This window comes from Geobacillus thermoleovorans (assembly GCF_001610955.1).
Classification (GTDB): Bacteria; Bacillota; Bacilli; order Bacillales; family Anoxybacillaceae; genus Geobacillus; species Geobacillus thermoleovorans.
In genome coordinates, this window is sequence record NZ_CP014335.1 from 796,315 (window position 1) to 811,333 (window position 15,019).

Below are 15,019 nucleotides of genomic sequence, written 5' to 3' on the forward strand. Positions count from 1 at the left end.
CGAAAACATGTAGGCAGGTGGTACGATGGTCAACCATTGGGATTTGTTTTTAGCCCCGTATAAGCAGGCGGTTGAGGAGCTGAAAGTGAAGCTAAGGGGCATTCGCGCCCAATTTGAGATGATTGAAGCGCACTCGCCGATTGAGTTTGTCACCGGACGGGTGAAGCCCGTCGCCAGCATTTTGGATAAGGCGCAAAAGAAAAACATCCCGCTCGACCGTCTTGAGGAAGAGATGCAAGATATTGCGGGGCTGCGCATCATGTGCCAGTTTGTCGATGACATTAAGACCGTCGTCGAGCTATTGCGCCAGCGCAACGATTTTACGATTGTTGAAGAACGCGATTACATCACGCAAAAAAAAGAGAGCGGCTACCGCTCGTACCATGTCGTCATCCGCTATCCAGTGCAGACGATCCGCGGTGAAAAAAACATTTTGGCGGAGATTCAAATTCGAACGTTGGCGATGAACTTTTGGGCGACGATTGAGCATTCGTTGAACTATAAGTACAGCGGGCGTTTCCCCGAAGATATCAAAGTTCGGCTGCAGCGCGCCGCGGAGGCGGCCTATCGCCTCGATGAGGAGATGTCGAAAATCCGCTTTGAAATTCAAGAAGCGCAGGCTGCTTTTTCTCGAAAACAAGAAGCAAAAGGAGAAGGGCAATGAAACGGACGGACGCGCCGCTCGTGTTCGCCATCACGTCCAAAGGCGACGACATATCAAACGCTCTGGCGCAAAAAATGAAAACGTATTTGCTTGACTTTGACTTGCGTTACGATGAAGAGGAACCTGATCTCGTCATTTCGGTTGGCGGTGATGGAACGCTGTTGTATGCGTTCCATCGCTATTGCCATCGGTTGGACAAGACGGCGTTTGTCGGAGTCCATACTGGCCATCTCGGCTTTTACGCGGACTGGGTGCCGGAGGAACTCGAAAAGCTCGTCATCGCCATCGCTAAGACGCCGTACCAAGTGGTCGAATACCCGCTCCTTGAGGTGACGATCCGCTATCTCAACGGCGGAAGCGAGGCAAAGTATTTAGCGCTCAATGAATGCACAGTCAAGTGCGTCAGCGGGACGCTCGTGATGGATGTCGAGATTCGCGGCGACTTGTTTGAGCGGTTCCGCGGCGACGGGTTGTGCATTTCGACGCCGACCGGCAGCACGGCTTACAATAAAGCGCTCGGCGGCGCGATTTTGCATCCTTCGCTTGAGGCGATTCAAGTGACCGAGATGGCGTCGATCAACAACCGCGTGTTTCGGACAATCGGTTCGCCGCTCGTGCTGCCGGCGCACCATACGTGTTTACTCAAGCCGGTCAACCACGTCGATTTTCAAATTACGATCGACCATTTGTCACTGTTGCATAAAGAAGTGAAGTCGATTCAATGCCGGGTGGCCGATGAAAAGGTGCGTTTCGCCCGCTTTCGGCCGTTTCCGTTTTGGCGGCGGGTGCGCGACTCGTTTATCGCCGACTGAGGGAAAACCCGCCTCCTTGGTTAGGCAACGCTTCCCGTTTGCGGCGAGGTGATGGTCTTTTGGCGCGGATGCCGATTCCGTTTTAGCGGCGCCAAAGGAAAGTGGATGGAACACGATGAGCAAGACGGAGATTTTTGATCAGAAAGGTGACGAACATTGCCGCCGTTTACCATGACCTTTTCCATCGATGAACAGCACGACGGAAAGCTGCTGCGCCAGTTTTTGCAAGAGAACGGCATTTCGCGGACGGCGCTTACCGATATTAAATTCCATGGCGGGGCGCTGTTGGTTGACGGTCGGCCCGTCACCGTCCGCCATGTGCTGCGCGCCGGCGAGACGCTGTCGGTTGTCTTTCCGCCGGAGCGGACAAGCGATTGGATGGACGCAGAAGCGATGCCGCTTGACATTCTGTATGAAGACGATTACGTCCTTGTTGTCAACAAACCAGCGGGATTGGCGACGATTCCGTCGCGCCACCATCCGGGCGGGACGCTCGCCAATGGCTTGCTTCACCATTATCGAAAGCAGCAGCTCGACTCGACCGTCCATATCGTCACCCGGCTTGACCGCGACACGTCCGGGCTCGTGCTCGTCGCCAAGCACCGCCACGTTCATCATTTGTTGTCGGCATTGCAGCAAAAAGGGCACGTTGTGCGCACGTATGAGGCCATTTGCCATGGCGTCATTGTCGAGGATGAAGGGACGATTGACGCCCCCATCGGCCGCCAAAGCGACAGCATCATTGCTCGCGAAGTGCGGGAAGACGGGAAGCCGGCTGTCACTCATTTTCGTGTACTTGAGCGGCTTTATGGCTATACATACGTTTCGCTCCGGCTGGAGACGGGGCGCACGCACCAAATTCGCGTCCATTTGGCTTATCTCGGCCACCCGCTCGCCGGCGATGAACTGTACGGCGGGAGCCGGGAGATGATCGGCCGCCAGGCGCTTCATAGCCGGCAGCTGTCGTTTTTTCATCCGTTTGCCGGGCGCTGGTATACATGTTCCGCCCCGCTTCCTGACGATATGGAGCTCCTCATCGAGGCAACGCGCAGAAGGTGCGCTGATTAGGAGAACGTGCGGAATTTTTCCGGAACGAACGGCATCGAGGAAGGAACGGAGACCGTTTCCATTTCCGGATAGCGCAAGGCGGTCAGCGCGCCGCCGAATACGCAGCCGGTGTCGATGTTGACCGTCCGCCCGACAAACCGCGGTTTTTCGACCGGCGTGTGGCCATATACAACCCATGCGCTGCCGTGATACCGTTTCGCCCAGTCGCGGCGCACCGGCGTCCCGTCCTGGTTCATTTCGCCGGTGATGTCCCCGTACAGGACGAACGTCTTGACTTTTTTGTCCGTCCGCCCGATATAGTCGTGACGGATGCCGGCGTGGGCGATGATAAGGCGCCCCTCATCGAGCACCGCATACAGCGGCGCCTGTTCATACAGGCGGATGAACTTGCGGCGGATCATCTCCTGTTCGCTTGGAGGCAAGGTGCGATATTCTGCGACCGTCGTCTCAAGCCCGTGGGCGATTTGCACGTTTCGTCCTAAAAAAAAGCGGTACAGCTTATTGCAATGGTTGCCTGGCACGTAGTAAGCCAAATTTCGCTCAACAAGGGCGCAGACGATCTCGATCATGTTCAGCGATTCAGGACCGCGGTCGGTCAAATCGCCGACGAAGCCGAGCTTTCGTCCGTCGGGATGAATCGGCACCCCTTCGTCCCAATGGTAGCCGAGTGTTTCCGTCAATGCGGCGAATTCACGGAAGCAGCCATGAATGTCGCCGATGATGTCCACTTGCATCGAATGTGCTCCTTTCTCGCCATAGTGGTTGTACTACCAGTATGTCCGTTCAGTCAGGAAAAGAAAAGATGCGGCGGTTTTGCCCGTCTCATCGCGGCTTTTGCGGGGGCAACGCCCAAACGGCGGAGCCCGCGGCCAGGAAACAAAGAAGTGGAGTTGAGCTTGATGGCGACAAAAAACGCCGCCTGCGGACACAGCAAGCGGCTTTATTCATCGCTTGCGAACATAAACTTCCGCGTTCGCGAATGAACGTTTAAGACGAGGCCGATCGCCAGCATATAAGTCGCCAGCGAGCTTCCTCCATAGCTGATGAACGGAAGCGGCAACCCCGTGATCGGCAAAAGTCCAATCGTCATGCCAATGTTTTGGAACACTTGGAACGTAATCATGCCCGCGACGCCGGCGCATAAATAGCTGCCATATAAATCGTTGCTCTCCAAGGCAATATGGATCATGCGATAAATGAGCAGGAAAAAGAGAGACACGACGATGCTTGAGCCGACAAATCCGAACTGTTCTGAGATGACGCCAAACACAAAGTCTGTGTGCGCCTCCGGCAAATAGACTTGTAAGTTGCCCAATCCTTTCCCATACAGTTCCCCTGACCCAATGGCCATAAGCGAACGGATGAGCTGGAAGCCTTGTTCGTTGGAATATTCATATGGAGCCAGCCAGCCGTAAAACCGGTTCAACTGGTAATCTTCTTTAATAATGTACTTATGGAAGAAATCAGGAAAATAAAAGAAAATGAACACAACGACTGCCACCATTGTTACACCGGAAAGGACAATGCCGAAAATGATGCGCCAGCGGATGCCGGAAACGAGCACCAAGGTGGCGGTGATGGCCATAAACACCATCGACATGCCCATGTCCGGCTGCTTGGCGAGCAAAATGAGCGGCGGCAAGACGGTCAAAGCGATTTTGCCAAGCAATTTAAAATCATCGCTGATCGTCGGTTCGGGATATTTTTCCCGATGGTTGACGATGATGCGACTTAGGACGATGATCATAAAAATTTTCATCAGCTCGGATGGTTGAAAGTTGCCTCCAGGTAGATGGTACCAGCTCGTCGCCCCCTTAATGGTTACTGATCCTGGGACGTTCAATTCCAGCCCAAGCAACAGCAACATCCCGAATCCATACAAATACCAAGCGATTTGAAACAGCCGATCATAGTCAATGATCATCGTCAAGGCGATCACGACAGCGCCGATGGCGTACCATTGCAGCTGTTTCGAAGCGAAGTTGACGTTTTGCAGTTTCTCCGGCAGCATCGGTTCTGCGCTATGGATGGCGATGGCGCTGACGACCGCCATCAAGAATAAAAGGAACAGCATATGGTAATCCAGCTTCGATTTGGAAAAACGATCATGATCCATGGAACGATCCTCTCCATTCAAATGTGCCATATACCATATTAGCGAATCGCGCCGGTTTTGCAAAGTGGGAAAAACCGCCGCCAGCATGAAGGAATCGGAAGGCAAAAGGGAAGCGTGCATTTACATCGGCCGCCGCATCGCCTATAATAGAATTAACACCTGGTGCTAAGAATAAATGATAATTGGGAGGATGAACGAATGGTCTTATCGTTGGAAGGACGTACATATGTCGTGATGGGGGTGGCGAACAAACGAAGCATCGCCTGGGGCATTGCTCGTTCGCTTCACGCTGCCGGCGCTCGGTTGGTGTTTACGTATGCCGGAGAGCGGTTTGAAAAAGAGGTGCGGGCGCTTGTGGATACGCTTGGGGACGAACGTTCGCTTCTGCTGCCATGCGATGTGGCAAAAGATGAAGACATCGTTCAATGTTTCGCGCAAATCAAAGAACAAGTCGGCGTCATCCACGGCGTCGCTCATTGCATCGCCTACGCCAATAAAGAAGACTTGAGCGGGGAATATATGAACGTCAGCCGCGAAGGCTTTTTGCTCGCCCACAATATCAGCGCATATTCGCTCACCGCGGTTGCGCGCGAGGCGAAAGAGCTGATGACGGAAGGCGGCAGCATCGTCACCCTCACGTACTTAGGCGGCGAGCGCGTCGTGCAAAACTACAACATTATGGGTGTGGCGAAAGCGTCGCTTGATGCGAGCGTGAAATATTTGGCGAACGATTTAGGCAAATACGGCATCCGCGTCAATGCCATTTCCGCTGGACCGATTCGCACACTGTCGGCCAAAGGGGTGAGCGATTTCAACTCGATTTTAAAGCAAATCGAAGAACGCGCTCCGCTCCGCCGGACGACGACCCAAGAAGAAGTCGGCGATGCGGCGCTGTTTTTGTTCAGCGACTTGTCGCGCGGCATCACCGGGGAAATTATTCACGTCGACTCGGGATACCACATTTTAGGATATTAAAAACGTGCGAGCAGCCGTTCCTGTTGATGGAGCGGCTGTTTTTTGCTTGACTTGGGCAATTATTGAGATCACGGGCATACATATATAAGGTAAGGCAAGCATGGAAAAGGGGGATCGACGTGCGGAAACAAAACGTTGTGGAGACGGAGCCGTTGCTTTACATTGTGCAGCCAAAAGCGATGCGGGCGGCGGCGCATATGCAAGAAACGTTTATGTGGACTAGCCGAACGCAACAGGAAGAGGAAGGAAATTCCAACGATGAACGAGGCGGCGAGGAGGAACCGACTGAATTTTTTGCCAAAAAAGAATTCCAAGCGATGGCGCTCGACGAGCGGCTGGCCTTTTTGGCGGAGCTGCCCGGCCATTTGCCGCCGCTGAAATGCCAATTTGTCATGAAGGATAAGAGCTATGAAGGCATATTAAAGAAGTGCACGGCGACCGAGTTGACGATCGCCGATGAACAGGGAAACGAAACGGTCATCGGGCGCGCGCAGCTTCTCGCGGTGACGATGATCGGGTTTGTGCAGTAACGCATTTCCTTGCGTTGAAACGCATCTTTGCCTGAATGCGTTGCGGCGCCAGGAAAGGATGATGAGGGTTTGTTTCCTTCATTTGCTGTGGGAGTGTATTCTCATTTTTATTTTGGATGTCCGTCATTTTCTTCTTGGCGATTTTCGATTCGTGTTAGTGTGAGCTTGCAATCGTAAAATGTTTGGTGTCATGTTTCGCTTGAGCCAATTTGCGGTTCAAATGCGTTTTAGGCGACGCGTCCAGCGTTTGTTGGTTGCCGCTTGCAATGGTAAAAGGTTTTATGTGGCGGCCGGTTTGGGGCTGTTTAGGAGCTGGGGCGCTTTTCGCGAGTTCAGTTCGCTCTGCCGCAGCTTCTTTTTGTTTGGCTGTTTGTTGATGGTCTTCCATTGATATGGCACGCTCTTTTTTGGTTTTTCCCTTTTTCGTTTTGTCGGATGACGCTGCCGCGTTCTTTTTCGAGTGGACTTTTTCTTTTGCATCCGCTTTAGGGGTTGGCCGGTTCAGTTGTTCTGTTGCATCTTCTTTCAGCGGTTCTATTGTCATGCCGGCTGCTTGTTCTTCACTCACTACAGCTTGTTCTGTTTTCTCCGCCTGCTCCCAAACTTCCAATAACTCGGAAGCGACTCGCTCCCAATGATAGATCGAAATCGCAAGCTGCCGGCCTTTTTCTCCCATTCTTCTCATCAATGATTGATCCGATAATATTTGGGCAATCTTGTTGGCAAAATCACTCGGGTCCTCCGGATTTTCTACGATAAGGCCGTTTTCATTGGCGAAAATGACTTCCGGATTGCCGCCTCTCGCGGTCGTTACGATCGGAAGGCCTGCTGCCATGGCCTCGTAGTGGACGCGCGCCAACGGTTCCTGCCATTGCGAGGTGCATACAAACAAATCAGCCGCCGCAAACCAATTTTGGATTTCATTCGGTGGGACAAAGCCTGTCGTGACAACGGGGACAGGCATTCGTTTCGCCAGTGCTCTTACATATGCGACATAATCAGTAATGTCATTTTCGCTAAACCAGTTGCTCCCGACAATCACCAGGGCTAAGTTTTTAAATTTTTTTGCCAGCTCCGGCAATGCTAGAATGAGTTTATCGACCCCTTTATTGCGCGACAGCCTTCCGGCGAACAAAATGACCGTTTTGTTTTCCAACCCATGTGCCCGCCGAATGTCGTTGCGTATTTTCTGCATTTTTGGATGATTTCCCGGCAAAAATCGTTCGCTGTCTACTCCAGAATAAATCGTGCGCAATTTTGGCGATGCCTGCGGATATAGACAGCGGATGACATTGCCAATATAATCGCTCACGGTTACGATGTAGGCCACTTCTGCGATGGCCGCCGTTGCTTCTTCTGGATCGATTTTTTCCGGTTGAAACATATCATTGTGCATACTTAACGTCATTTTGGCGTCGGGCGCTGCCTGCCGGATGGGCAGAACAAGGCGGGGGCGGTTAAAGATATGGATGAGATCGAACTTGTTCGCTTCCACATAACGAACAACGTTTTCCCGGTATATTTCAAATATTTTTCCCGGTACGCGCACGTAGTGAACGCCATGGATCGTTTCTTGCTCGGGAAGCGACGAATCGCTGATGCCTAAAACGGTAATATCATGGAATTGGCTTACATGTGGAAGAATGCCGGAAATATACGTTTGAATGGCCCCGCCTAATAAAGGGGGAACGGGGAGTTTTTCTGTACAAACCATCAAAATCCTCATATTTATCCCACTCCTTTCCAGTCATTTTCGATTTCTGCCAATACAGGCCACTTTGACTGGTCGGTTTCGACAATCGTTTGAATTAACTGTGCTGTTTGTTCATTGAGAAAAATTTCCGGTTCATAGACGACTTCTTTCATATTTTTATAAAATTCGTTTGGCATGGCCAAGTCAATCATCAAAAGCTCGTATAATTCAGGTGTGATTGGATTTGCTTCGTGGTACGCTAGAATCATTTCCCGCACCCATGTTGCATCCCATTTGTATAAATCCGCCATTGTGCCGCTAATGAGTTTTCGTAAATCACGAATCGGAAGGTCAAAGGCAACTCCGTCGAGATCAATAATCCACATTCCGTCCGCGCCCATTTGGCCGTTGGACCAACCGTAGTCTTGGTGAACCAACCCCCAATGAGCCGTTCCTTGCTTGACGAATTCAACATAGCTGGATTGCAGGAATCGTTCCCTGCCTTTTCGCGCCTGTTCTTCAAATCGGTCAACTACCTCTAATAATGGTGGGCTTGCCGGCATTTCAGGGTAGTATTTGGCAATGTTCCGAAACCAGCTCATTTTCGTAATCATTTTTTCATAGTTTTTTGGCCATTTGTGCAGCCGCGAAGCCATTTCCGCCTGTTTTGGGGGGACATACCCTTTGCTTAGCCGATGGAATTCACCAAGGGCATAACAAAGCTTTCTTGCTCCTTCCAAATCCTTTGTAACTGGCGTCAACGGTTCAATCCATTCCGCCACAAACCATAGTTTTCCTCCTGCCTCGACATAACTTTTTTCATCCTTTGTTTTTACAATTGGCGGCACTCTTGCCTTGCGCACTTCCACTAAATATTCTTGTGCTCCTAGGCTGAATAGGCTCCTTGTCGGCCTCCGGTGCAGCAGCTTCAAACTTTTCGGGCCTGATTTCGTTTCGAGCTTCCAAATCGCTCCTCCCTTGTCCGGTTTTGTCGTAACGATTTGCATGTTTTGAACGGATAAATCGTAGTTTTTCAGCACTTCCTCTGCCAGCTGGATGATATACTCAGGGATAAAAAATTCATGGGTCGTTTCATCGACGAGCCATGGTTCAATAACGATGTCTTTCATGCTATCCCTCCTGTCAGGTATTTGGGAATGGACGAAGTGAAATATGTGTGATTGCTACTAGGATATGTATGGAGAACGAAATTGGACTGGGTAAGCTCATTAAATAGAGGATATTTCCCGAAGCCTCTGCAGTTTGACGAACTGGGGGGCGGCGAAAGTGTGACGAGTGGGGATAGATGCACAAGGAGCGGCATGGTTGATTTCATCGGAGAAAGAGAAAAAGGCTGTCCCGAAAACATTTCTCTTAGACAGCCCTTATTGGTTTGGGGAAAGAGAGGAACATGCTTCGATATAAACCGTTTCAAACCGCTTGGCCACATGGTGGAATTGAAATTGCTGTTCAACGAGCGTTCTTGCCTTTTTCGCCATGGTTTCCGCTTCATGTTTGTTCACAAGCATGTAATCAATCGCTTCAAAAAAAGCGTGCGGGTTTTGGTAGTCATCGATGACAAAGCCGGTTTCGCCGTGGCGGACGATTTCGGTGTTGCCGCCGCGGTTGGTTGTCACGACCGGAATGCCGGCGGCCATCGCTTCGTAATGAACGCGGGCGAGCGGCTCGTGCCATTGCGAGCTGCATACAAACACATCGGCCATTAAGAGCAGTTTGGGGATATGACTGTGCGGAACGTAATTCGTAAACAGAACGCGATCGGACATCGGCGCCGCGAGCTCATGAAGCCAGTCGATGTATTCGCTTCGGCCGGTGTCGCCGAACCATTTTCCGCCGACGATGACAAGCGCTGCCTCGGGATGGCGGATCAAAAGGGATGGCAGGCATTGAATCAGCAAATGCGGTCCTTTTGTTTTGCTGAGTCGGCCGAGAAAGAGAACGACTTTTTTATCGGTGAGTCCGTACGCTTCGCGTTCCGCTTGGCGGATGCGCCTGCCTTCTTCCGTCCAGACGGGGATGTATTGGGAAGCATCGACTCCAGAATAAACGACTTTTACTTTCTGAGGATCGATTGGGTAACGGTTTGTCACCGTCCGTTTGATGTATTCACTGACGGCGGTCAGCAAGGTGCAGGCGTCTAGCGCCCGCTTCGCCTGTTCTGCTGTAATTTTCAGCGGGGAAAACATGTCGTTATGCAGGCTTAGCACAAAGGCGCTTTGCGGAGCCGCCGCTTGGTAATCGATGAGCGGAACAGGACGATTGAAGATGTGGACGACATCGAATTTGTGCGCGGCCAACGCACGTGCCACATCCGTTTCATACGTGGCTTTTGGAAAACGGATGTAGTGGATGTCTCCGTCTGTCTCTTCAGGCGGCAAAAGCGGATCAGCGATTGAAAAAATCGTCAGTTCGTGGCGTCGGGCGATCAATGGAGCAATCCCATCGATCATCATTTGAATGGCCCCGCCCCGCACTGCCGGGGCGGGCAGCTTTTCCGTGCAGACATAGGCGATTTTCATGAATGCTCACCCTCATACAGCGAACGGATGTATTCGATCTCTTTTTGTAGGCCGCCCTCAAGCGTTACAACCGGCTTGTACCCGAGCAGCCGCTCCGCTTTTGCCAAGTCGGCCCACGTTTGTTTCGGCTCTCCGCGGGCGGCGGGGGTATACTGAATGATCGCTTGTTTTCCCGTCAGCGTTTCCAGCAGACGGATCACCTCATTGACCGATGCTCGTTCTTTTCCGCCGATATTGATCGTTTCTCCAATGACGCCATCCCGCTCGAGCGCGGCGATCGTTCCATCAACGCAGTCAGAAATGTAGGTGAAATCGCGCGATTGTGTTCCGTCGCCGAACACGGTGAGCGGTTGTCCAGCGAGCAGCTGGCGGATGAAGCGGTGAAACGACATGTCCGGGCGCTGGCGCGGGCCATAGACGGTGAAATAGCGCAAAATGACGATCGGTACGGCGAACTCGCGAAAATAGACGCGGCATAAATGTTCGCCGGTGAGCTTCGTAATGCCATATGGGGAGAGCGGGGCCGGTTCAAGCGTTTCCGACAATGGGCCGCTCCGCTCGCCGTAGACGGATGAGGTCGAAGCGTAGATGAACCGTTTGAGTGGCCGGTCTTTGCATGCCTCAAGCAACCGCTGGGTAGTGGAAATGTTGTGTGCAGCATAGGCGGCAAACTCCGTCCCCCAGCTCGTTCGCACACCGGGCATGCCGGCTAAGTGGTAGACCGCTTCGACGTTTTGCAGCAAGGACGGCAAATCGGCTGTCAACAAATCCAGCTCAAGAAAGGTAAACCGTGGATGAGACTGCAAATGGGCAATGTTCTTCGCTTTTAGCGGCGCCGGCGTCGGTCCGAGAAAGCCGTCGACGCCAATCACATGATGCTCGTCGTTTTCCAGCAGTTTTTCGCATAAATGGGAGCCGATAAATCCGGCCGCACCGGTGACGAGAATGTTCACGGGCGCCCCACCCCCATGTAGCGCAAACCGCTTTGTTCGACTGCATGGCGATCCAAACAGTTTCGACCGTCAAACACGAGCGTCCCATTCATCGCCGCTTTCACTTGCCCCCAGTCAAGCGTGCGGAATTCGTCCCAATCGGTGGCGATGACCAAGCCATCCGCCCCTTGGATCGCTTCGTGCACCGACTGGACTTGTGTGACGCGGGTGAGCGGCTCCGAGAGCGTTGCCTTCGGGTCGTAGGCGGCAACCGTACAGCCGTTTTCACTCAATCGGCGGATGAGCGCTTCAGCGGGGGAAAAACGCGTATCGTCTGTATTCGGCTTGAAGGAGATGCCAAGCACGGCGATCTTTTTGTCCGTCAATGGGGCAAGTTGCTCATTGAGTTTTTGGAAGCAAACGTCAAGCTGGGTGGCGTTGATGGTCTGCACCGCCTTCAGCAAATGCGGCTCCACTTGGCGCGAACGCGCCGCATGTTCGAGCGCTTTGATATCTTTTGGAAAGCAAGATCCTCCATAGCCGAGGCCGGCCCGCAAAAAGTGTGGGCCGATGCGCGGGTCGAGGCCGATCCCGCGGGCGATGTCATTGACATCGACGGCAAACGCGTCACAGATGCGCGCCATTTCGTTAATAAAGGAAATTTTGGTCGCCAAAAACGCGTTGGCGGCGTATTTGATCAGTTCCGCGCCGGTCAGGCTCGTTGTGAGGTAAGGGGCGTTGATGCCGGCATACACCGCCTGCATGACGGCAAGCGATTGGTCATCATCCGGTTCGAGTCCGACGACGATTTTGTCTGGGTGAAACATATCGTAGACAGCCGACCCTTCCCGCAAAAACTCTGGGTTGGATACGATTCGGAACAACTGCGGTTTCACTCCTTTGCGGATAAGCTCGGCACGCATCCATTCATTCGTCCCCGGCGGGACAGTGCTTTTCGTGACGATCGTTTTGTACGATTTGATCGTCGTTGCCAAGCGGTCGAGCACCGCTTCAATATAGCGCAAATCGGTGCCGCCGTCGGGCCGCGGCGGGGTGCCGACACAAATGACAACGACGGCCGCCCGTTTGATATCATCCCAGCGGCCGCTGAACGTCAAATAATTATCATTTTTGGCAATCAATTCTTCGAGCCCTGGCTCATAAAACGGAACTTCCCCGTTATTGAGCAGGCGGATTTTCCGTTCATCATGATCAATGCAATGCACTTCATGCCCAAGTTCAGCAAGGACGGCAGCGGTGGTTAGTCCGACGTAGCCAGCGCCAATGATGCAGATGTTCATGCTAATAGGCCTCCTTCGTGAAATCTCCGGCTTTTATAGCGTATTAACGGACAAGTGTGGTTTGCTACATGGCAAGCGCCTAAAACGCTGGAAATGGTGCGGCCTATTTTCGTCGGACAACCTTTCTACTGTTTGGAAAGGAAAGGGGAAGAATTGAGCATCAAAAAAAACCAGGTGACAGTTACCTGGTTTTTTTGATGAATTCATCATACAGCCGCTCCTGCACCTTGATTTGTTTCGTGATATCAAACCGCTGTTCAATCACTTTGCGCGCTTTTTTCGTGAAGGATGGAATTCGTTCCGGATGTTCCAGAAAAAAGCGAATGCCGTTCGCTAGCTCAAGATCGTCTCTTTCTGGTGCGAGATAGCCGGTGCGTTTGTGTTCGATCAATTCGGGGATGCCGGCGTGATTCGTTGAGACGACCGGCAGCCCGCTTGCCATCGCCTCTTTCAACACGTTGGGGATGCCTTCGATGTCTCCATCAGAAGCGGTCTCGCTCGCCAAGCAAAATAGATGGGCGCGTTCCATTTCGCGGGCGATTGAAGCGGCATCCATGGCACCCAGCAGGTCGACAAACGGATCGAGCTTCAGCTCGCTGACAAGCCGGCGGATGTTTTCTTCCTCTTTGCCGCTGCCGATGATGCGGAGGCGGCAGCGCGGATGAACTGCATGCACGCGCCAAAAGGCGCGCACGAGCGTTAAAAACCCTTTTTTCTCGACGAGCCGGCCGATCGAGAGAATGATGATGTCTCCGTTTGCAGGAATCGTCCGTTCCCGGTACGGAAATAAATCGAGCTCGATGCCGCCGTAGAGAACTTGAATTTTTTTCGGCGGAAAGCCTAGCGTGATCAGTTCATTGGCAAGGTAGCGGCAGACAGGAAGAAAGAGCGCCCCATGCTGTTTGAGCAAATTGTACCGTTTTTGATTGCGCCGCAAACTTTGATGCTTCGCCGATCCATCGCGGCCGCGGATGCTGACGACAAGCGGAATGCGATGGGCGATGCAAAGCGGAAGAATTTCGACGGCATGCTTTCCATGGTGAGCGTGAATGGCGACAATATTTTGTTCTTTGGCGAAGCGGCCGAAATCATCGATGTCGTTGAGGCGGTAATAGTTGATGAGAGGAAACGGATGGATGCCGTCATCAGCGAATGACCCGATCATGATCGGGCGGTATTTTTTTAAATGAACCATTTGGTTGTAAATAAAACGTTGATTGATTTTCATTTTTTCATGAAGAAAGTGGGCGATCGTTTGTTTCATTTTTCTCTATCCCTCGCTTTTGAAAAAATCGGACAAGAATGCGAATTTTTTTGTTTCCTGTTCGGCGAGGCGGGTGAGCAAGTCCAAGGACGATGGGCTGTGCAACGCTTGCTTTTGTTTTTCACGGCCGACCGCTTCGCTGTAAAACACGTGAGGAAACATAGCATCAGCGACATAGACGCTCTTGTACGGAGCGTACAGCGGGCAAATGGAGAAATAAAGGTCAAATAGCAGCTTCGTTCGCTTTACCGCATCGTTTTTCGGGTTTTTCATCAATGAAACAAGCAGAAAGCGAAAATCATCAAGCGGGAGGCCATAGTAGGCGCGGTCAAAGTCAATCATCATGACTTCGTGGTTTTCCGCCAATAAAAGGTTGTTGCTGTTGTAATCCCCGTGGCAAATGGCCTTTCGTTCTTTCGCTGTGCGGCAAAAATCAGCTAGATTGCTTTTTTCAAGCCATGCATAACTTTGATTAGCGATCCGGGCCATCTGTTCCATTATATGAGAAAGAGTGTCACCATGATCGATGGCCTTTGCCTGCTCCTCTAACTGTGCTGCTTTTTGCCGATGTGCGCTCAGCACGTCTTTTGGCTCCGGAAACGATGAAGGGCAGGGGCCGATCCAATCGGCAAACAGACTGTGAGCATGAAAGCGGGCGAGCCCTTCGATCCGTTGTTGGAAAGAGGGCTTCGTTCCGCTTGGGACGATGTAGTCCATCAAATAGTAGTAATGGCCTTTTCGGTGGATGTAATATTGGTCTGTTTTCGTTTGGAAGATTTTTGGGACATGAAATCCTTCTTGGTACAGCTTTGAATGAAGCAAAATCGGAAAATTCGTTTTGTCTTCGCTCAGCCGTTTCAGCACGTACCGTTCCCTCGTTTTTTTGTTTCGCACAAGCCATACTTTGTCGTTTTTCAGTTCCTTCATGATATCGACTTCAGTTCCAGTCAGGTCGTAACTGCTTAAAATGTCAAACAACAAGCGAGATCGTTTCGAAGCCAAGATCAGTTCCTCCTAGCATCTATTGTCGATTAGTAAAAGTGTATGTAATACGAGAAGCGAATGTATAGACAAGCGCACTAGTCAATGAGAAAACGGCGCCGCCAAAAAAATAAGCGCCGACC

Annotated in this window: 14 protein-coding genes; 5 read left to right on the forward strand and 9 right to left on the reverse strand. The window is 51.8% G+C overall.

Annotation, left to right across the window (positions count from 1 at the left end):
• Nucleotides 1–25 precede the first annotated feature (25 nt).
• From GT3570_RS04045 to GT3570_RS04055, 3 genes are all read left to right on the forward strand, one after another.
• Entirely contained in the window at nt 26–664 is a 639-nt protein-coding gene (locus GT3570_RS04045; protein WP_011230330.1) for a GTP diphosphokinase, read from the forward strand.
• Entirely contained in the window at nt 661–1,476 is an 816-nt protein-coding gene (locus GT3570_RS04050) for an NAD kinase (protein ID WP_011230331.1), read from the forward strand. Before GT3570_RS04045 ends, GT3570_RS04050 begins: the two co-directional genes overlap by 4 nt.
• A gap of 156 nt (nt 1,477–1,632) precedes the next feature.
• Complete coding sequence (locus GT3570_RS04055; RefSeq protein WP_011230332.1) at nt 1,633–2,544, forward strand: RluA family pseudouridine synthase; 912 nt, start codon at nt 1,633–1,635, stop codon at nt 2,542–2,544.
• Here GT3570_RS04055 and prpE read toward each other — a convergent pair.
• Both prpE and GT3570_RS04065 read right to left on the reverse strand, forming a co-directional pair.
• Nucleotides 2,541–3,278 (reverse strand): bis(5'-nucleosyl)-tetraphosphatase PrpE, encoded by a 738-nt coding sequence (prpE, locus tag GT3570_RS04060; RefSeq protein WP_025038850.1) that lies wholly within the window; start codon nt 3,276–3,278, stop codon nt 2,541–2,543. The genes GT3570_RS04055 and prpE overlap by 4 nt on opposite strands.
• 206 nt (nt 3,279–3,484) lie before the next feature.
• A complete protein-coding gene (locus tag GT3570_RS04065; protein WP_011230334.1) occupies nt 3,485–4,660 on the reverse strand; it encodes an FtsW/RodA/SpoVE family cell cycle protein in 1,176 nt (391 codons plus the stop codon).
• Between the two features lie 198 nt (nt 4,661–4,858).
• Here GT3570_RS04065 and fabI point away from each other — a divergent pair, with 198 nt between their 5' ends.
• Nucleotides 4,859–5,635 (forward strand): enoyl-ACP reductase FabI, encoded by a 777-nt coding sequence (gene fabI, locus GT3570_RS04070; protein WP_011230335.1) that lies wholly within the window; start codon nt 4,859–4,861, stop codon nt 5,633–5,635.
• Between the two features lie 119 nt (nt 5,636–5,754).
• Nucleotides 5,755–6,165, forward strand: coding sequence for a CotO family spore coat protein (locus GT3570_RS04075; RefSeq protein WP_011230336.1), 411 nt, complete (start codon nt 5,755–5,757; stop codon nt 6,163–6,165).
• A 154-nt stretch (nt 6,166–6,319) separates the two neighbouring features.
• On the opposite strand, the gene GT3570_RS04080 is transcribed toward GT3570_RS04075, so the two are convergent.
• The 7 genes from GT3570_RS04080 to GT3570_RS04110 all read right to left on the reverse strand — a co-directional run bounded on the left by GT3570_RS04080 (nt 6,320) and on the right by GT3570_RS04110 (nt 14,897).
• Nucleotides 6,320–7,891 (reverse strand): glycosyltransferase family 4 protein, encoded by a 1,572-nt coding sequence (locus GT3570_RS04080; protein ID WP_020278712.1) that lies wholly within the window; start codon nt 7,889–7,891, stop codon nt 6,320–6,322.
• Between the two features lie 2 nt (nt 7,892–7,893).
• Entirely contained in the window at nt 7,894–8,988 is a 1,095-nt protein-coding gene (locus GT3570_RS04085) for a CotS family spore coat protein (protein ID WP_020278713.1), read from the reverse strand.
• Nucleotides 8,989–9,243: 255 nt separating this feature from the next.
• Nucleotides 9,244–10,398, reverse strand: coding sequence for a glycosyltransferase family 4 protein (locus tag GT3570_RS04090; protein WP_020278714.1), 1,155 nt, complete (start codon nt 10,396–10,398; stop codon nt 9,244–9,246).
• Entirely contained in the window at nt 10,395–11,351 is a 957-nt protein-coding gene (locus tag GT3570_RS04095; protein WP_020278715.1) for an NAD-dependent epimerase/dehydratase family protein, read from the reverse strand. Before GT3570_RS04095 ends, GT3570_RS04090 begins: the two co-directional genes overlap by 4 nt.
• Entirely contained in the window at nt 11,348–12,631 is a 1,284-nt protein-coding gene (locus GT3570_RS04100) for a UDP-glucose dehydrogenase family protein (protein ID WP_011230341.1), read from the reverse strand. Before GT3570_RS04100 ends, GT3570_RS04095 begins: the two co-directional genes overlap by 4 nt.
• A gap of 181 nt (nt 12,632–12,812) precedes the next feature.
• Entirely contained in the window at nt 12,813–13,895 is a 1,083-nt protein-coding gene (locus tag GT3570_RS04105) for a glycosyltransferase (protein WP_011230342.1), read from the reverse strand.
• 6 nt (nt 13,896–13,901) lie between these two features.
• Nucleotides 13,902–14,897: an aminoglycoside phosphotransferase family protein gene (locus tag GT3570_RS04110; protein ID WP_011230343.1), complete on the reverse strand. Its 996-nt coding sequence runs from the start codon at nt 14,895–14,897 to the stop codon at nt 13,902–13,904.
• Nucleotides 14,898–15,019 lie beyond the last annotated feature (122 nt).